This window comes from Erythrobacter sp. JB1-7 (assembly GCF_057365015.1).
In genome coordinates this window covers 767,655-783,768 of the sequence record NZ_CP200291.1, presented here as the reverse complement: position 1 = coordinate 783,768, position 16,114 = coordinate 767,655, and the positions used below count along the sequence as shown (strand labels likewise).

The 16,114-nt window shown below is 58.3% G+C and carries 19 protein-coding genes; 14 read left to right on the top strand and 5 right to left on the bottom strand.

Annotated elements, in window-relative coordinates:
- Positions 1-27 precede the first annotated feature (27 nt).
- From AC0V6W_RS03935 to AC0V6W_RS03885, 11 genes are all read left to right on the top strand, one after another.
- Positions 28-1,257, top strand: coding sequence for an MmgE/PrpD family protein (locus AC0V6W_RS03935; RefSeq protein ID WP_486147355.1), 1,230 nt, complete (start codon positions 28-30; stop codon positions 1,255-1,257).
- The gene (locus AC0V6W_RS03930) at positions 1,254-2,555 is read left to right on the top strand and encodes an MmgE/PrpD family protein (RefSeq protein ID WP_486147353.1); all 1,302 of its coding nucleotides are present in this window, start codon (positions 1,254-1,256) and stop codon (positions 2,553-2,555) included. Before AC0V6W_RS03935 ends, AC0V6W_RS03930 begins: the two co-directional genes overlap by 4 nt.
- Positions 2,552-3,919: a phenylacetate--CoA ligase family protein gene (locus tag AC0V6W_RS03925; protein WP_486147351.1), complete on the top strand. Its 1,368-nt coding sequence runs from the start codon at positions 2,552-2,554 to the stop codon at positions 3,917-3,919. The genes AC0V6W_RS03930 and AC0V6W_RS03925 overlap by 4 nt, the downstream gene beginning before the upstream one ends.
- An 8-nt stretch (positions 3,920-3,927) precedes the next feature.
- Positions 3,928-5,088, top strand: coding sequence for an amidase (locus AC0V6W_RS03920; RefSeq protein WP_486147349.1), 1,161 nt, complete (start codon positions 3,928-3,930; stop codon positions 5,086-5,088).
- A gap of 5 nt (positions 5,089-5,093) precedes the next feature.
- Positions 5,094-5,402, top strand: coding sequence for an REDY-like protein HapK (locus tag AC0V6W_RS03915; RefSeq protein ID WP_486147347.1), 309 nt, complete (start codon positions 5,094-5,096; stop codon positions 5,400-5,402).
- A 3-nt stretch (positions 5,403-5,405) separates the two neighbouring features.
- Positions 5,406-6,218 (top strand): SDR family NAD(P)-dependent oxidoreductase, encoded by an 813-nt coding sequence (locus tag AC0V6W_RS03910; protein WP_486147345.1) that lies wholly within the window; start codon positions 5,406-5,408, stop codon positions 6,216-6,218.
- Between the two features lie 231 nt (positions 6,219-6,449).
- Positions 6,450-7,319: a polysaccharide deacetylase family protein gene (locus AC0V6W_RS03905; protein WP_486147343.1), complete on the top strand. Its 870-nt coding sequence runs from the start codon at positions 6,450-6,452 to the stop codon at positions 7,317-7,319.
- A complete protein-coding gene (locus tag AC0V6W_RS03900; protein ID WP_486147341.1) occupies positions 7,316-8,092 on the top strand; it encodes an enoyl-CoA hydratase/isomerase family protein in 777 nt (258 codons plus the stop codon). The genes AC0V6W_RS03905 and AC0V6W_RS03900 overlap by 4 nt, the downstream gene beginning before the upstream one ends.
- Positions 8,089-9,003 (top strand): VOC family protein, encoded by a 915-nt coding sequence (locus AC0V6W_RS03895; protein WP_486147339.1) that lies wholly within the window; start codon positions 8,089-8,091, stop codon positions 9,001-9,003. The genes AC0V6W_RS03900 and AC0V6W_RS03895 overlap by 4 nt, the downstream gene beginning before the upstream one ends.
- Positions 9,000-9,794 (top strand): hypothetical protein, encoded by a 795-nt coding sequence (locus AC0V6W_RS03890; protein ID WP_486147337.1) that lies wholly within the window; start codon positions 9,000-9,002, stop codon positions 9,792-9,794. The genes AC0V6W_RS03895 and AC0V6W_RS03890 overlap by 4 nt, the downstream gene beginning before the upstream one ends.
- Positions 9,795-9,817: 23 nt before the next feature.
- Entirely contained in the window at positions 9,818-10,123 is a 306-nt protein-coding gene (locus AC0V6W_RS03885) for a YciI family protein (protein WP_486147335.1), read from the top strand.
- Between the two features lie 19 nt (positions 10,124-10,142).
- On the opposite strand, the gene AC0V6W_RS03880 is transcribed toward AC0V6W_RS03885, so the two are convergent.
- The 5 genes from AC0V6W_RS03880 to AC0V6W_RS03860 form a co-directional block, all read right to left on the bottom strand.
- Complete coding sequence (locus AC0V6W_RS03880) at positions 10,143-10,742, bottom strand: carboxymuconolactone decarboxylase family protein (protein ID WP_486147333.1); 600 nt, start codon at positions 10,740-10,742, stop codon at positions 10,143-10,145.
- The gene (locus tag AC0V6W_RS03875; protein WP_486147331.1) at positions 10,739-11,269 is read right to left on the bottom strand and encodes a YybH family protein; all 531 of its coding nucleotides are present in this window, start codon (positions 11,267-11,269) and stop codon (positions 10,739-10,741) included. The genes AC0V6W_RS03880 and AC0V6W_RS03875 overlap by 4 nt, the downstream gene beginning before the upstream one ends.
- Entirely contained in the window at positions 11,266-12,243 is a 978-nt protein-coding gene (locus AC0V6W_RS03870) for a quinone oxidoreductase family protein (RefSeq protein ID WP_486147329.1), read from the bottom strand. The genes AC0V6W_RS03875 and AC0V6W_RS03870 overlap by 4 nt, the downstream gene beginning before the upstream one ends.
- Before the next feature lie 4 nt (positions 12,244-12,247).
- The gene (locus AC0V6W_RS03865) at positions 12,248-12,937 is read right to left on the bottom strand and encodes a hypothetical protein (RefSeq protein WP_486147328.1); all 690 of its coding nucleotides are present in this window, start codon (positions 12,935-12,937) and stop codon (positions 12,248-12,250) included.
- Between the two features lie 87 nt (positions 12,938-13,024).
- A complete protein-coding gene (locus AC0V6W_RS03860) occupies positions 13,025-13,498 on the bottom strand; it encodes an Lrp/AsnC family transcriptional regulator (RefSeq protein WP_486147327.1) in 474 nt (157 codons plus the stop codon).
- Positions 13,499-13,603: 105 nt separating this feature from the next.
- On the opposite strand from AC0V6W_RS03860, the gene AC0V6W_RS03855 reads away from it, so the two are divergent.
- From AC0V6W_RS03855 to AC0V6W_RS03845, 3 genes are all read left to right on the top strand, one after another.
- Positions 13,604-14,629, top strand: a complete 1,026-nt coding sequence (locus AC0V6W_RS03855) for a PLP-dependent cysteine synthase family protein (protein WP_486147326.1) — start codon at positions 13,604-13,606, stop codon at positions 14,627-14,629.
- 114 nt (positions 14,630-14,743) lie between these two features.
- Positions 14,744-15,634: a serine hydrolase domain-containing protein gene (locus AC0V6W_RS03850; RefSeq protein WP_486147325.1), complete on the top strand. Its 891-nt coding sequence runs from the start codon at positions 14,744-14,746 to the stop codon at positions 15,632-15,634.
- A gap of 2 nt (positions 15,635-15,636) precedes the next feature.
- The gene (locus AC0V6W_RS03845; RefSeq protein ID WP_486147324.1) at positions 15,637-16,059 is read left to right on the top strand and encodes a hypothetical protein; all 423 of its coding nucleotides are present in this window, start codon (positions 15,637-15,639) and stop codon (positions 16,057-16,059) included.
- The last annotated feature ends 55 nt before the right edge of the window (positions 16,060-16,114 follow it).

Here is a 16,114-nt window from a genome sequence, read left to right as displayed (position 1 = left end):
CCCGAAGCGAGATTTATGGGTTGATGTATGAGCGATCCGTTGATCCCGCAACTCTCGCAGCGCTTATCGCGCGGAATTGGGCAAAAAGAAATCGCCCGTGCGCGGCTGCATCTGCTTGATTGGCTGGCCTGCGTCGCAGGGGCGCTGGGCAGCGATGCGGCAAAGGTTGCTGCCGGGATTGACGCGCCGGAATGGCAGCGTGCCTGCTATCTTGGCAATGTGCTGGAAATGGATGACGTGCACCGCACCGCTTTGCTGCATCCCGGCCCCGCCGTGTGGCCCGCCGCTTTAAGCGTTAAACCCGCGTCCATGGCCCTCAGGCTCGAAGCTGCCGTGCGCGGATATGAAGCGATGATTGCCATTGGCGCATCGCTGGATGCGCATCATTATGCCCACTGGCATCCCACCACGAGCGCGGGTGTGTTTGGATCAGCAGCGGCGATGGGATCGCTGCTTGGGTTTGATGCGAACAGGTACACAGATGCGCTGGGCAATGCCGGATCGGTATCGGGCGGGCTGTGGCATATGCGCCATGCAGGCGATGTTTCGACCAAGCAATGGCATATCTATCACGCGGCAAGGACAGGGCGCGATGCCGCTTTGCATGCCGCTGCGGGCGCGCGCGGGCCTGCGGCCATTTTGGAAGGGCCGCAGGGTCTGTATGCCGCGATGACGCGAGATCCCAAATCGCTTGCTGGCCGTGATGATGACTGGTTGATCGAAACGGTCAGTTTCAAACCCTTTGCCGCCTGCCGCCATGCGCATCCCGCGATTGATGCAGCGCTGCAATTGCGCGAAGCGGGCGAATTGTCTGCGCCCTTTACCGTTGAAACCTTTGCCGATGCGCTAACTTTTTGCGACCGGCCCAATCCAGCGAGCGAATTGGAAGCCAAGTTTTCGCTGCAACATTCCATTGCCGTCATCGCCGATGGCCGCGATGCGAAACCTGAAGATTTTACGCCGGATGCCATTGCCGCGCTTGCGGATTTGCGCAGCCAGGTAACCGTCAGCGAAAATCCGTGGATCACCGCGCGCTATCCCGATCATTTTGGCGCCCGCGTGAACGGGTTTGAGATCATTGATACTTTGGGTGATCCCGAAAGCCCTGTTTCCACCTATCAATTGGAAGGCAAAATGCGCGATCTGGCGGCGTGGGGCGGTTTGGATGACTGCGAAGCGGACGCTGCGATAGGCATCGCTTTGCGCGGTGATGATGCGAGCGAGCTCGATGCGCTGCTTGCAAGGTGGCTGTCTTGAGCGCGACGCAGGCCATCCTTGATTTTGCCGCTGGCGATCACGTGTTACCTGACAGCGTGCGAGCGGATACCTTGCGGTTATTGGCCGACACTTTGGCAGGCGGTGCGGCAGGCGCTCAATCTGCCGAAGCACAAAAGGTGCGCAGCGCCTTGGCGGGATTTGGAAGCGATCCCGAAGCGCGGCTGTTATGCGGCGGCGAAGTGCCTGCGGCCTCCGCTGCATTCTTCAATGGATTTGCGATACACTGTCTTGAATGGGATGCGGTGCACGAAGGCGCTGTGGTCCATGCCTTGTCGGTCGTAACCGCAGCCGTGATGGCGCAGTGTGATGACAATGGCGGGATGAACCCTGAAATTGTTCTTAATGCGCTGGCTGTGGGTGTGGACATTGCGAGCGGTCTTGGTGTCGCTGCAACAGGCCCCATGGCATTCTTTCGCCCTGCAACCGCAGGCGCCATCGGCGCGGCTTTGGCCGCAGCGCGGCTGACCGGGATACCCCGCGACAAATATGCTGATGTGATGGGGCTGGCCTATTCGTTTGCGAGCGGCACGATGCAAGCGCATGTCGAGGCATCCATCGCGCTTCCTTTACAAATCGCCAATGCCGCGCGCGCTGCCATCACTGCAGTGGCGATGGTCGAAAACGGATTGGACGGCCCGCACGACGCGCTCGAGGGGCCATTTGGCTATTCCAAACTGTTCGAACCGCTCGATCTGTCGCGATATGTGGCGGGTCTTGGCAAAACCTGGCGCATATCCGAAGTGGCAATCAAACCGTTCCCCTCGGGCCGCGCAAGCCATGGCGCATTGGGAGAGCTGGATGCGCTTTACCGCGGGGGTCTGCGCCTGAGCGATGTCGCAAGCCTTCAATTGTTTGCGCCCCCCTTGATTGAACGGCTGGTTGGCCGCCCTTACAAGCCGGATATGACGGCTTCCTATGCACGGCTTTGCCTGCCGATCCTTGCGCCCTTGATGCTGCGCGACGGGATTATTGACCCGGCGCTGTTTGATGATGACGCGCTGCATGCCGCTGAATTGGTTGCGCTCGCGGCCAAGGTTTCCGTCACGCTTGATGACAATCCCGATGGCAACGCCATGGCGCCTCAACGCCTTGTCCTTACCACCAAGGCTGGCGAGACACTGGAACGCATTATCACAGCCAATCTCGGCAGCATTGCAAACCCGATGAATGCTGACCAATCAGCCGCCAAATACGCGCTTTGCGGCAAGCTGGCAGGCGGCGAGGCTGACCGCAGAATTTTCGATGACCCTCTCTCTTACTTTGCGAATTCTCTATGACTTATCCGACTTACTTCGAAGCTTTCGATGCCAAACAGATGCTGGCGGATTACCCCGTGGGCCAGGCATTTGTGGACCGCTATAAATCCATGAGCCGCGATGAGCTGTTCGCGCTTCAGGATGCGCAGTTCAAACGCCTGATGGTGCGCGGCTGGCAGGTTCCGTTTTACCAGCGATTGTGGGGCGAAAAGGGGATTGAGCCGGGCGATATTGCGGGGCTTGAGGATATCACCAAGCTGCCCGTTTACGACAAAACCGATCTGATGGCCTCCATCGCCGAGCATCCGCCTTATGGCGATTTTCACGGGATGAAACCCGCCAGCGCACGCGATCCGGTGGTCTTTCACACGACCAGCGGCACGACGGGCAAACCGCAAGTGCTGATGTTCGGACCAAAGGGCCGCGAAGTGGGCAATTTGCTGGTCGGGCGGATGTACCGCTGGATGGGGCTGGACAGCGAAGACGTGGTCCATTCGGTCTATGGCCACGGCATGATCAATGGCGGGCATTACATCCGCGAATCCGTCACCAAATTCACCAATTCGATCTTTCTGTCCGCAGGCACCGGGATTGAGACGCGCAGCATCAATCAGGTGCAGCTGATGGCCGATTTCGGGGTCACAGCCGTGGTTGGCTTTGTCGATTATATTCGCAAACTGGCAAGCACAGCCGAGGAACTGGGGCTGTTTGACACAATCGATATCCGCATGATTATCGGCCATCTGGGCACAGAAGACCGCGCTGCAACCGAGCAGGCCTGGCACGGGGCAAAAGCGTATGACTGGTACGGCGTGGGCGATACAGGTTCCATCGCGGGCGAGGGGCCGGAACGAGACGGGATGTATGTGTGGGAAGATGCGCAATATCTCGAATTGCTGGGCGTCGATGATGGCGCGCCTGTTGCGCAGGGCGAAACTGGCGATATGGTCGTCACTTGCCTTTACAAGGATGACATCGCGCCCTGCATCCGTTTCAACACGCACGACATAACGCATGAACTGGATGGCCGGGGCGAGATCGCGTTCAAGCGCATTGCCGGCTTTCGCGGCAGGTCGGACAATATGGTGAAACTGCGCGGGATCAACGTCTTCCCGCACGCCATCGGCGCCATCATCGAAAACCGCTCGGACCTGACCGGCGAATATGTCTGCCACTTAACCCGCGATGCAAAAGGGCGCGATAGCATGCGCGTGACGCTGGAAAGCCATGGCGGCACCAGCGCCGAAGAACTGGGCGCGACGTTGAAACAGGGGCTGGGCGTGGAAGTTGATATTTCGCTTTGCGGAGCGGGGGAAACCGCAGCCGTGACCGAGATCGACAAACGCCAAAAACCGCTGCGCCTGATTGATGAGCGGGGCGTTTAAGACGCGCAATGAGCGATCCCTACAACGCCTTTCTCCACCGCGATGATGACGCTTCTGGCAGTGACGGGCCGCGAGGCGAGGGCGATCTGGCCGGAATGACGGTGGGCGTGAAAGCCAATATCGCGGTCAAAGGCATGCCATTCCACGCAGGGATTGGCGCGTGGGAGGATCGCCGCGCGGACGCAGATGCGGATGTGGTCGCAAAAATGCGCGGCGCAGGCGCAGCGATCACCGGCATTCTCAACATGGAAGAAGGCGCGCTTGGCGCAAAGACTGACAACCCGCATTTCGGCCCCACGCACAACCCCCACCTTTATGGCCATTCCCCCGGCGGATCATCAGGCGGCAGCGGCGCGGCGGTGGCGGCGGGGCTGTGCGACATAGCTTTGGGCACCGATACGATGGGCTCTGTCCGCATCCCGGCGGCGCATTGCGGAGTGTTTGGGTTCAAACCCGCCACTGCGCGCGTGAGCCAGAATGGGCTAATCCCCGCAGACCCATCGCTCGATGCCATCGGCCCGCTCGCGCGCGATCTTGATATTCTGGAGCGCGCCGCGCGCACTATCAGCGATTTTGGCGAGGGCGATATCGAAGCCGCAGGCGCGGTGCTGGTCCACAGCGGGGTAGAGACCGCTTTGCCCATTGCCACCACATTCGAAGCGGTGATCGCTGGGCTCGATCATCCACCTGCACAAATCGCTCTAAGCCATCCGCAATCGCGCATCCGCTTTGCAGGCTTTATCGGCGTGTCGAAATTTATGGCTGAGGATCTGGCCGGAGTTCCCGTATCAAAAGCCCTCGCTAAGCTGCTGACTTACGGGCCAAAACGCACGGCCAAAGATTGGGAACAAGATCAGGCGATCATCGCGCAAACCCGCGATGAAGTTCGCGAAGTCATCGCAGCGCACGGCTTTCTCATCATGCCCACTGTGCCCAACACGGCCTTTGCCCACACCGAGCCCGAACCCGCCGCGCAGGCCGATTTCACCTGCCTTGCCAATATTGCAGGACTGCCCGCAATCAGCCTGCCGATGGGCACTGCATCTGGTGGCCTGCCCATGGGCGTGCAAATCGTCGCGGCAAGCGGACATGAAGCGGGCCTGTTCGCGCTTGCCTGCCAAATTGATGCCAAACTCAGCGCCTATCGCGCGCCTACAAGAGGAGCCTAAAGCCGATGCGTATTATCGTCCCGTTCAATCTCAAACCCGGCACCGATATCGCCGAATATGAAGCATGGGCCAAGGATAAGGATATACCGACTGCCAGCGCGCTGCCTTCTGTCAAAAGCTTCACCGTGCACAAGGCAACCGGCCTGTTCGGCGATCCCGATACGCCGCCGCCTTACGCCTATTTCGAAGTACTCGACATCACCGATATGGACGCCTTTATCGCCGATGTGTCGGATGAGGAGTTTCAGGCGAAGGCGGCTCCGTTTCAGGATTACGCCGATGCGCCGCAATTTATTCTGACCGAGGATCTGTGATCCATGAGCCAAGAAGCAGGGAAATACACAGGCAAAACGATTGTCGTCACCGGATCGGGTAAACAAAAAGGGCTGGGTCAGGGCATTTTACAGGCCTTTGCCGATGAAGGCGCAAATTGCGTTGTCTCTGATCTGACAATTGATGATGAGGCCGAGGCTGTGGCCGAAGAGCTTCGCGGGCGCGGGGCGAAAGTCGCCATGATCGCATGCGATGTTTCAAAAGCTGCCGATTGTCAGGCGCTTGTGGCCAAGACCTTAGAGCACTTCGGGGCGCTGGATGTGTTTGTGAACAATGCAGGCATCGGTTTCAAAATGAAGCCATTGCTCGAAGTGGACACCGCCGAAGAGTGGGACCAAGTGATCGCTGTCAATCTGTCGGGAGCCTTTTACGGCACGCAGGCAGCCGCGCGCACGATGGTAGATGCAGGAGCAGGCGGGCGGATCATCAATATCGCCAGCCAGGCGGCCAAAACCGGCTTTCCCCATTTGCCCGCTTATGTCTCGTCCAAACACGGCATGGTCGGCCTGACCCGCGCTTCTGCTGTCGAATTGGGCGCGCACGGGATTACGGTGAATGCCGTGTGCCCCAACCATGTGACAACCGGGCTGGGCGCGCAGCAGAACGAATATTTCTCAAAGCTGTTGGGCTTTGAAAAGGTCGAAGATTACCTCGCCAATATGAGCGCCAAAAACCCCATGGGACGCCCCGGCCTGCCCAGCGACACGGCAGCAGCGTGCCTGTGGCTGGCAAGCGATGAGGCATTCTATGTGACCGGCGAAGCGCTGAATGTGAGCGGCGGGGAAGAAATGCATTGATTTTGCGGGCTCGCTAACGCTCGCGGGCCGTGCCACCCGCTCCCTCCACCCTTCCACCCGGATGATACTCCGGGATACGATCCGGGTGGAAGGGTGGAGGGAGCGGGTGGCCCCGGCACCTAGGATTGCACGGATGTGCAATCCGCACCGAACGTGAGTGAGGAAAAGAAACTGGACTGGAGCCGAGGTCAGCATGGATATGCTGACCGCACCGAACGTGAGTGAGGAAACATGACTCTTAAAGAAGAACGTATGGACCTGCCCGGCGGCGCGAAGATGGCGCTCAGCGTTGTCGTCAATGTCGAAGAGGGCAGCGAGATGACGATTGCTCGCGGCGATAGGGGCATGGAGCCGGTCGATGAGCTGGGCGTTTTCGTTAAGTCGAAAATCCGCAATTATTCCAATGAAAGCAATTATCTTTACGGGATTAAAGCGGGCGCGCCGCGGATTGTGAAATTGCTCAAACGCTATGACATCATGGCCAGTTGGACAGTGGCCGCGCTGGCGCTGGAAAACCATCCCGAGATTGCTGAGGCGATTGTAGAGCTGGGCCATGAACCCGTCAGCCACGGATACCGCTGGGTCCACCAGTTCAAAATGGATGAAGAGACCGAGAGAGACTTTATCCGAAAAGCTGCGCAAAGCATTGAAAAGACATGCGGCGTGCGGCCCTATGGCTGGCTATCGCGCTATCTGCTCACCGACAACACGCGGCGCTTGTTGCAGGAAGAGGGCTATTCCTATCACATGGATGATTATTCGGGCGACGTGCCCTTTTGGGACCGGGAGACCACGGGCACTCCCATGTGCATCATGCCGTATCAGCTCGACAGCAATGATATGAAAATGTGGACTGATCCCGCGCTCACCCCGCATCAATGGCTCGATTATGCCAAGGCGAATTTCGATCAGATTTACCGCGAAGGCGAAGAGGGCAATCCCAAAATGATGAGCCTGGGGCTGCATTTGCGCATTATCGGGAGGCCGGGGCGCATCTGGGCTTTGGAAGAGTTTTTCAAGCATGTGCGCGCGCATGATGATGTGTGGGTGACAACGCGCAGGGCAATCGCGGATCACTTTATGCAGGAGAACCCTGCGTGAGCGAAGAAACTGACAATCTCCGCCTCGAAATAGACGGGCCGGTGGCGCATTTGCTGATTGACCGGCCGGATAAACGCAACGCTTTCAACATGGCGATGTGGGAGGCGATGCCCGCTTTGCTTGCACAGGTATGCGCGGCAGACGGGGTGCGATTGCTGGTGCTGCGATCCTCGCAGGCAGAGGGCGCGTTCTGTGCAGGCGCGGATATCAAAGAGCTGCTGGCGAACAAGGATGATGCGGTCTGGCGCGCGGCAAACCAAGCGGCGATCAACCGGGTGCAATATGAGCTGGCGCGGCTCACATTGCCCAGCATTGCGCTAATCGGCGGGGATTGCATTGGCGGCGGGTGCGGATTGGCGCTGGCCTGCGATATGCGCGTTGCCGTAAGCGATAAAGCGCGGTTCGGTATTACGCCTGCAAAACTGGGCCTCGTATACCCGCTGCACGATGTGAAACTGCTGACCGATCTGGTCGGTCCGGGACAGGCGAAGCGGATGCTTTACACAGGCATGCTGCTGGGCGCTGAGGAAGCTTTGCGCATTGGCCTCATCGAAGAGAAAACCGATGCGCCGCGCGCGCTCATCACCGCTTTATTGTCCGCCAGCCCGCATTCGATCCGAGAGACAAAGCGGTTTGTGCGCCGGGTGCTGGATGGGCAAGCAGAGGATGATGCCGAAACGCTCAAAGTGTTTGGCGATGCATTTACGGGTGCAGATTTCCTCGAAGGGACCACCGCTTTCGTTGAGAAACGCCCGCCGGAGTTTAAGCCATGACCTCGCAACAAGAGATCGCGCACGGCACCATCATGGGCGGGCTATCGACTGTCCCCGATCTTGCCGCCGCCTTGAAAGGGTATCGCGATTGCCTGGGGCTGGAACTGGTGGAGGAGGGCGCATTGCCCGCCGATCTCGCCGCAAGCTGGGGATGCGATGGCAATGCCGGATCGCCCTATGCGGTGCTGCGCCCAAAAAGCGGCAGCCCGTGCTGGTTCCGGCTGGTTGAACAAGAGCAGCACCCCGGTTTCAAGCCCACGCGCACCTATGGCTGGGCCGCGTTTGAATGCACGGTGGAAGATGTGTGGCACTGGCCTAAGGTGGCCGAAGATGCAGGCTTCACCATTGTCGGCCCGCCCAAAAAGCTTGAGAATATTGAACCCGCTTTCATCCCCATGCAGGTGCTGGGGACGGGCGAGGAGATGGTCTATCTCAACCAGGTACTGAACGATATGCCCGGCACTGATCTGCCGCGCGCTCGTTCGCCGGTGGACCGTATCTTTATCGTGGTGCTCGCTACGCCTGACCGCAATGCCAGTGTCGATTGGTATGCTAGCCGCCTTGGCCTTGCGCGCGGGGCGGATTACACTTTGCCGTACAGCATGATCAACAACGCCTTTGGCCTGCCTGCTGACACGCAAACGACCATCAGCATGGTCCAGCACGCGCGCATGCCAATCGTTGAGGTTGACGATTACCCCGATAATGCGGCCCCGCGCCCGCGCCATGATGGGATGCTGCCGCCGGGCAATGCGCTGGTCACACTCGCGGTGAGCGATCTTGATGCGTGCGATGCCGAATGGATCGCGCCGCCTGATGCCCGCGCTGGAGCGCTGTATAAGGGCCGCCGCGCCGCCACCGCTATCGGAGCCGGGGGCGAGCTGGTTGAATTGGTTGAGGTGGGGGGATGATCCGCGTGCTGTTGGCCTCAATCGCCATGATAGGCACCGCCTTTGCAGCGCCGCAATCGACTAGAGCTCAGGACGCCAGAGCTCAATCCGCCAGCGAGCAAGACGAGGCCGGTCCGCGCGAAGTGGTCAAACGCGCGATTGCCGCGCATGGCGGCGAGATATTCCTCGATCCCAAAACTCTGCAACTCACCGGCACTGCCACGTTCTTCGATCCAGCCACAGGTGCAGTGCGATCCACTGCCGATGATTACCGCATGTGGCGCGAATTTGAACGGGGGCGCACCGTTTCCCACGGCGCTGATGGCAAAGTGCGCATCATCGCCAAAAGCGGCACGCGCACCCTGTTTGAGGTCGGCTATGATGGTGCAACCACCTGGACGCAGGACGGCATCATGGCCAAGGATAAGGCCGATGCCTATTGGGCCAGCAATTTCGGCTTTGGCATAATCCGTTCCGCGCTGGATGACGGTTTCACTTTAAGCCGCGCGCCCGACCGCGCCATTGGCGCAAACCCGGTCCACCTGATCCGCATCACCGATCCTAACGGCGCGCAAACCCTGTTCGGCTTTGACCGCGACAGCGGGCTGATCCGCTATATGGCATTTGACAGCAAGCGCGGCTTTCATGAACGGATTTACGATCAATTCATGGCGCTTCCCGAAACTGGCTGGGTGCAGGCGCGCAGCGTTACCTTGCTGTATGATGGCATTGTCAGCAACACCGTGACGTGGCAGACGGCGCAAATCGGAGAGGCAATCGGCCCGCAGGTCTTCACCCCTCCGGCCCAATAGAGCCTGCTAGGGGAGAGCCACACATGACCTTGTTCGCATTCCTATGCCGCGATGGCGCAAACAGCGCGGGCCTGCGCGAAAGGCTGCTGGCCGATCACCTTGCCTATATCGAAACCGTGCTGGATAATATCGCGGTGGCCGGCCCGTTAAAAGAAGCGGGCGAGACCATTGGTTCGCTGCTGATTATCAAGGCCGAAACCGAAGACGAAGCGCGCGCAACTTTCGAAGGTGATCCCTATTTCGCCGCAGGCGTATGGGATGAGGTGAAAGTTGACCATTTCCTCGGCGTGGCGGGCGATTGGGTTGGTGGAGCTGCCTGGAAAAACTGATATTGCAATAAGCGGGGCATCAATCCCGTTTATGCCGTCCGGGTTCCCACACATCGGCGGAATAGGCCGCGCTGGCAAATTCCAGCGGTTTGTCTTCCAGCTCGGTGGCGAGCGTGTCGTTCCAGCGATTGAGAAAGCCAAACAGGCCGATCACACCCATAATCTCCATGATCTGACGCTGCGAAAAATGCGCTTCCAATTCGCGGAAATGGGCATCGCTTGCGCCATTGGGCTGGGTTCCTGCTGCCAGCGCCAGATCGAGCGCGGCGCGTTCGCTATCATCGAACAGATCGCTGGTCTGATATTCCCACACAGCCGCGATCTTGTCCGCATCGCCGCCTGCCATCTGCACCGCACCATGCGCAGTGTGCGCCTGACAATACCGGCACCCTGCCGCGCCGCTGGTGATGGTGGCGATCATGCGTTTGAGCACCGGATCAAGCTCGCCCGGCCTATAAATCACTTGCACCAGGCCTTCCATCGCTTCGAGCAATTCGGGCCAATGCGCCATGGTCAGCACATCATTGGGCGCAAACCCCATAATACCTTCCGCATAGGATAAAGCCTCGCGCGTTTTTGGCGGCAGATCTTCGATTTTGACAGGCGCGATCCGGGTCATTGCGGGGCGGCCTTTTCAAACATGTCTGCGGTTACCTCGGGCGAGAAATTGTCCATATCGCGCCAGATTTTCCAGCCTCCATCCTGCCATTTGTAAACCAGCAGCGAACGGCCTGCGATAACGCGCGGCTCCTTGCCCGGAATGGCAATATCCATCCGGTATTTCGCCGTGACGAACCCCAGGTCAGCCTCGCCTGCGCCGCTACCTGTCAGCACTTCTTCGTTTTCAAATTGCAAAACCGCGCTGCCGCCTGCGCGCGATAATCTTTGGAGGAACGTGATGATCGTATCTGCGCCTGCTGATTTGGGCGCATTATGCGGCATCAAAACCGCATCATCAGCGTAAAGCGCACGCAAAGCGTCCCAATCGCCCGCATTATAGGCGCGCTGCCACTGCGCGCCTGCCTGCGCCAGTTCCGCCTCGCGGCTTTCCTGCAAAGCGCTCCATTGCGCTTGTCTTCCATCAGATGGCTGGCAGGCAGACAGAGCAAGCGCGGCGGGCAGTATCAGGGCAAAAGCGTTTTTCATGGCAAAAGCACCGTTGATCCCGTGGTCTTGCCCGATTGCAGATCGCGGTGAGCCTGCGCGGCATCTTGCAAAGCATAGGTTTGGCCAATCGTGACGGACAATGCGCCTGTTTCGAACATCTGCCAAACCCGCGCCGCGCCCGCTGCGCGCTCTGCTGGGTCTTCGTAATAATGGAACAGCATGGGCCGCGTGTTGAACAGCGATCCTTTCAAGGCCAGAACGCCCACATCCACTTCGCCCACAGGCGCATCGGCATTGCCGTAATTGATGACAAGGCCTCTTTTGCCTGTCGCATCCAATGATGTTTCCCACGTCGAACGGCCAATCCCGTCAAAGGTCACGCGAACCCCGTCCCCGCCAGTAATCTCGCGCGTGCGTGCGGCGGTGTCTTCTTCCTTGTAATGGATGATATGATGCGCGCCTGCTGCGCGCGCGGCTTCGGCTTTCGCTTCGGTTGATACGGTGCCGATAACTTCTGCGCCGATAGCTTTCAGCCACTGGCACAGCAGCAATCCGGTCGCGCCGGCGGCAGCGTGAACCAGTACGGGCCAGCCTGATTGCACCTTGCCGCAGCGTTCAACCAGAAATTCGGTGGTGCAGGCTTTCAGGATCGCTGCAGCGGCGGTCTTGTCATCAATGCTGTCTGGCAGACGGAACAGATGCTCTGCGCCGATATTGCGGTGCGTGGCGTATGCGCCGATCAATGGGCCAAATGTTGCGACGCGGTCACCAATGGCAAAGTCTGATACGCCGCTGCCCAATGCGGTGATGCGCCCTGCTGCTTCCAGTCCCAAACCGCTGGGCAGGGGCGCGGGATAAATGCCGCGCCGATGATAGGTGTCGATGTAATTAAGGCCCACCGCGCCGTGCTCAATGGTCACTTCGCCGGGGGCGGGGGCAGGGTGGTCTTCAGTGATCCATTCGATCACTTCGGGGCCGCCGGTTTGCTTGATGATGGCGCGTGTGGATTGCATGGTTTCAGATACCTTCGATTTGGGTGGGAGCAGCGCTGCAACTGGCCTGGACCCAGCGCAGATTGATCCCGACAATGTCCGATGTGGGCGCGCCCCAGCTGTAACTTTCGGCGCGAACGGGGTCGTCTTTGTGGATGTAAATGACACGCACGGGTTTGTTTGCGCTGCCTTTGGCCCAGGTCACATTGCGCACGCGAATGGTGACATCGGGGGCCAGCTTTTCGCCTGAAATATCTTCGCCGGCAATATGGATGCGCCCGCCTTGGTCGAATATCGGCATATTGCGCTGAAACGTCCAATCTTCACTGCCATCGGGCTTGCCTGCAAATTTGCGCACCGCAATCCAGCACATCATGGGCTGGGCCTTGCGCAGCTCGCTTGCGCCCACTTGCCAGCCGCCATCTGCGCGCGGGGAAAGGTCAGGGATGGGCGTATCTGTCCATTCGGTTGTGGCAGCGCCAAATGGGTCAATGCGGCGCCATTGTTTGGCTTCGTTGATTTCAAAGCCTGCCCATTCGCCTTGTTCGCGGCCTTCTTCCTCGGCGAAATAGACGTCTTCATTATTGGTCCAGATGCCGGGGGCGGGAATGGTAGCTCCAGATAAGGAAGAGGGCGAAGGCTGCGGTGTTTCTTGAGCAGCGATCGGGGCAGCTGGAAGCAGCGCGGCGGCGATAAGGGGGATGGCTTTTGTCATGACTGCGAAAGCCTACAGCGCCCGATCCGGCTTGAAAAGAGTTGTCCGGACAAATTATCCGGTCGCCGATTATTGGGATGCGGGCATTCAGGCGATGGGCACGGCGGTTTCGTACTTGATCCGCTCCATCGCGAAACTGGCCGATACATCCGATAAAGGAACAGCAGCAATGATCTGTTTGTAGACCCGGTCATAATCCGCGACATCACGTACGAGGATTTTGAGCAGGTAGTCAGTGTCGCCAGCCATCCGGTAAAATTCGACAACTTCGGCGATATTGGCGGTGGCGCTCGAAAACTTGGCCAGCCATTCGCCGCTGTGATCGTCGGTTTTGACGGCGACGAACACGGTGACATTCAGGCCAACCGCCTCAGGCGAAACAATCGCGACGCGGCGTTCGATTACGCCTGCCGCCTCCAGCTTTTTGACGCGCCGCCAGCAAGCATTGGTCGACAGGCTTAAATCAGCCGCGAGCGCTTCGAGCGAGACCGAGGCATCAGCTTGAAGCGCGTTGAGAATGGCACGGTCGTTTGCATCAAATTTTTGCGAAATTTGGTCCATGTAGGAGAAATTATCACAGGTCGGTGCAAATTGATAGAATTTTTCGCAATGATTTCCCACACCACAAAAGGCGATACTGCGCATGTACTTGATAAAGGAAACGCAATGCTCGATCAAACCTCCACCAGCGCAAAATTGGGCTGGGATTGCCTGGAAAAACTGGTCGGCAAAACCCCGCTAATCCGCCTCGAAATTCGTTTCGGCGGGCGCGATTTGACCATCTTTGCCAAAGCGGAAATGTTCAATTATTCGGGCAGCATCAAAGACAGAATGGCCTTGATGATCCTGAAGCGGGCAAGTGAAAAAGGTGCGCTGCAGCCAGGCCAAAGAATAGCCGAAGCAACAAGCGGAAACGCGGGAATAGCGCTGGCTGCAATGGCCCGAGCACTAGGTCATCCGATCACGATTTTCATGCCCGATTGGATGAGCCAGGAGCGCAAGGCATTGCTCAAAAGCCACGGCGCAGATCTGGTGCTGGTCTCCAAAGAGGAAGGCGGATTTCTGGGCTCCATCGCGCTGGCAGAAAAGATGGGCCGCGAACAAGGCGCGTTTCTGCCGCGCCAGTTTTCAAACAGCGACAATGTCCTCGCGCACTACAGCGGCACCGGCCCTGAATTGTGGTCACAAATCGCAGGCCAACAGGCCGAACTGGGCGCTTTTGTCGCAGGGGTCGGCACCGGCGGGACAGTCATGGGGGTTGGCAGCTACCTCAAAAGCCAGGGCCACAGCATCGCCATCCACCCGCTGGAACCTGCCCAGTCGCCAACCCTGACAACGGGCCATAAAGTAGGCTCGCACCGCATTCAGGGGATCTCGGATGAATTCATTCCCGACATCGTGAACCTCGATCAGCTTGACGATATCATTGCGGTGGATGATGGCGATGCGATCTTGATGGCCCAGAAATTGTGTTCAGAGCTGGGCTTGGGTGTGGGCATTTCAAGCGGTGCAAACCTGATCGGCGCGATCCGTCTCGCCATGGCCCGCGATGATGGCAAAGCGATAGGGACCATATTTTGCGATGGCCTGCTGCGGTATCTTTCAACTGATCTGTGCAAGGCAGAATGCGTCAAACAGGGATTTATCGCGCCCGAAGTCGAGATTGTGAGCACCAAGGTTATACCGTTCTGAATGGGACGGCGGTGATTTCACTGCCCAGATAAATGTCCGCCAGTTGGAGAAGCGCCTGGCCCATCTCCCGAAAGATCATAGCCGGGTTTAGTCATTGCGCCATAAGGTTATGCAATGAACCATTTCATCTTTCAGACTATGACCCGGATTGTCGTTTTATCAGGCGCGGTGCTGACTTTGTGCGCATGCGCCACTGTTCCTGCAGATAATGAAGCAGGCGATGCCCCAAGCCGTTACAGTGCCGCAGAAGAGGCCATTTACCTCGCCCGGTTTCAGAGGCTTGCAGAGGGTGGAAGCGGAGGAGCTGGATTGGGTTCATACGATCCGCTTGAGCCTGTTAAGGGCGCATCGGTCCCTCAGGAGTTTCAGCTCACAACCGCGACGACAGTAACACCTGCAGCATTGGATAAAGCAACACAGTACGCCGAACAACGGAGCAGTTCGGCCCTTATCGTCTGGCGTAATGGCGCAATCGAGCGCGAGGCGTATTTTGGCGATTTTGATGCCGCGACTGCGATGGTGTCAAAGTCTCTTTCAAAACCCATCACCGCTTTGATCGTTGGCCGCGCTTTGCAGCAGGGGCACATCCAGTCGCTTGATCAACCAGTGGCCGATTTCATTACGGAATGGCGAGGTGATGAGCAGCGAGAGAAAATCTTAATTCGTCACTTGCTTGATATGCGATCGGGGCTTCTGCCACAGGGCTTTGCGCGCGATCCGCAGGATGTTCTCAACCGAGCCTATCTTCATCCGCGCCATGATGAGGTTATCATTCACGATTACCCGCTCACGCATGAGCCGGGCACGCGGTACGAATATTCGAACGCGACTTCGGAACTTGTCGCTCCGCTTATCGAGCGAGCAACGGGTATGCGGTATTCCGAGTATGTAAGCCGCGCGCTGCTTGAACCGATTGGCGCTGCGGGCGGCTTTGTTTGGGTCAATCGCGATGGCGGGATGGCCCATTCGGGTTGCTGTATGCTTCTGCCTGCACGCACTTTTTGAAGATGGGTGTGCTCGTGCTGCAAGACGGGGTGTGGGATGGCGAGCGACTGCTGCCAATTGGATATGCCGATCAGATGCGCACTGGGACCACCGAAAACCCGCATTACGGGTTGGGGCTTTGGCTGGCTGGCCCCTATTTAGAGCGGCGCGGTTTTGCACACCCTTCAAATCCATATGGCAAAGTGCTGCATTCTGAGCCTTATGCAGACAAGGACATTGTTTTGTTCGATGGCAATGGCAATCAAACTGTGACCATCATTCCGTCCAAAAAAATGTTAGTTTTGCGATTGGGCGGTCGTCCGCCCGAAAAGCTTGAATGGGATAACAGTTTTATTCCCAATCTTCTCATCCGTGATCTGGCCGAAAAGGGTGGCGAAGCTCTGCCATTGGCACAGGTTAAGCCAGCAGAGGCGCAAGTTCAATGAACGCTAGCGTCGCAGATAATGCAGCTGATAGCGGCATCGGGAAGGGGATTGTCCA

Excerpts from the sequence above, each read along its gene's own strand:
- AC0V6W_RS03890 (WP_486147337.1), top strand. The coding sequence starts at position 9,000 with ATGATCCGCGTGCTGTTGGCCTCAATCGCCATGATAGGCACCGCCTTT.
- AC0V6W_RS03915 (WP_486147347.1), top strand. The coding sequence starts at position 5,094 with ATGCGTATTATCGTCCCGTTCAATCTCAAACCCGGCACCGATATCGCC.
- AC0V6W_RS03855 (WP_486147326.1), top strand. The coding sequence starts at position 13,604 with ATGCTCGATCAAACCTCCACCAGCGCAAAATTGGGCTGGGATTGCCTG.
- AC0V6W_RS03925 (WP_486147351.1), top strand. The coding sequence starts at position 2,552 with ATGACTTATCCGACTTACTTCGAAGCTTTCGATGCCAAACAGATGCTG.
- AC0V6W_RS03885 (WP_486147335.1), top strand. The coding sequence starts at position 9,818 with ATGACCTTGTTCGCATTCCTATGCCGCGATGGCGCAAACAGCGCGGGC.
- AC0V6W_RS03905 (WP_486147343.1), top strand. The coding sequence starts at position 6,450 with ATGACTCTTAAAGAAGAACGTATGGACCTGCCCGGCGGCGCGAAGATG.
- AC0V6W_RS03870 (WP_486147329.1), bottom strand. The coding sequence starts at position 12,243 with ATGCAATCCACACGCGCCATCATCAAGCAAACCGGCGGCCCCGAAGTG.
- AC0V6W_RS03860 (WP_486147327.1), bottom strand. The coding sequence starts at position 13,498 with ATGGACCAAATTTCGCAAAAATTTGATGCAAACGACCGTGCCATTCTC.
- AC0V6W_RS03875 (WP_486147331.1), bottom strand. The coding sequence starts at position 11,269 with ATGAAAAACGCTTTTGCCCTGATACTGCCCGCCGCGCTTGCTCTGTCT.
- AC0V6W_RS03920 (WP_486147349.1), top strand. The coding sequence starts at position 3,928 with ATGAGCGATCCCTACAACGCCTTTCTCCACCGCGATGATGACGCTTCT.
- AC0V6W_RS03895 (WP_486147339.1), top strand. The coding sequence starts at position 8,089 with ATGACCTCGCAACAAGAGATCGCGCACGGCACCATCATGGGCGGGCTA.
- AC0V6W_RS03935 (WP_486147355.1), top strand. The coding sequence starts at position 28 with ATGAGCGATCCGTTGATCCCGCAACTCTCGCAGCGCTTATCGCGCGGA.
- AC0V6W_RS03910 (WP_486147345.1), top strand. The coding sequence starts at position 5,406 with ATGAGCCAAGAAGCAGGGAAATACACAGGCAAAACGATTGTCGTCACC.
- AC0V6W_RS03880 (WP_486147333.1), bottom strand. The coding sequence starts at position 10,742 with ATGACCCGGATCGCGCCTGTCAAAATCGAAGATCTGCCGCCAAAAACG.
- AC0V6W_RS03845 (WP_486147324.1), top strand. The coding sequence starts at position 15,637 with ATGGGTGTGCTCGTGCTGCAAGACGGGGTGTGGGATGGCGAGCGACTG.
- AC0V6W_RS03865 (WP_486147328.1), bottom strand. The coding sequence starts at position 12,937 with ATGACAAAAGCCATCCCCCTTATCGCCGCCGCGCTGCTTCCAGCTGCC.
- AC0V6W_RS03850 (WP_486147325.1), top strand. The coding sequence starts at position 14,744 with ATGAACCATTTCATCTTTCAGACTATGACCCGGATTGTCGTTTTATCA.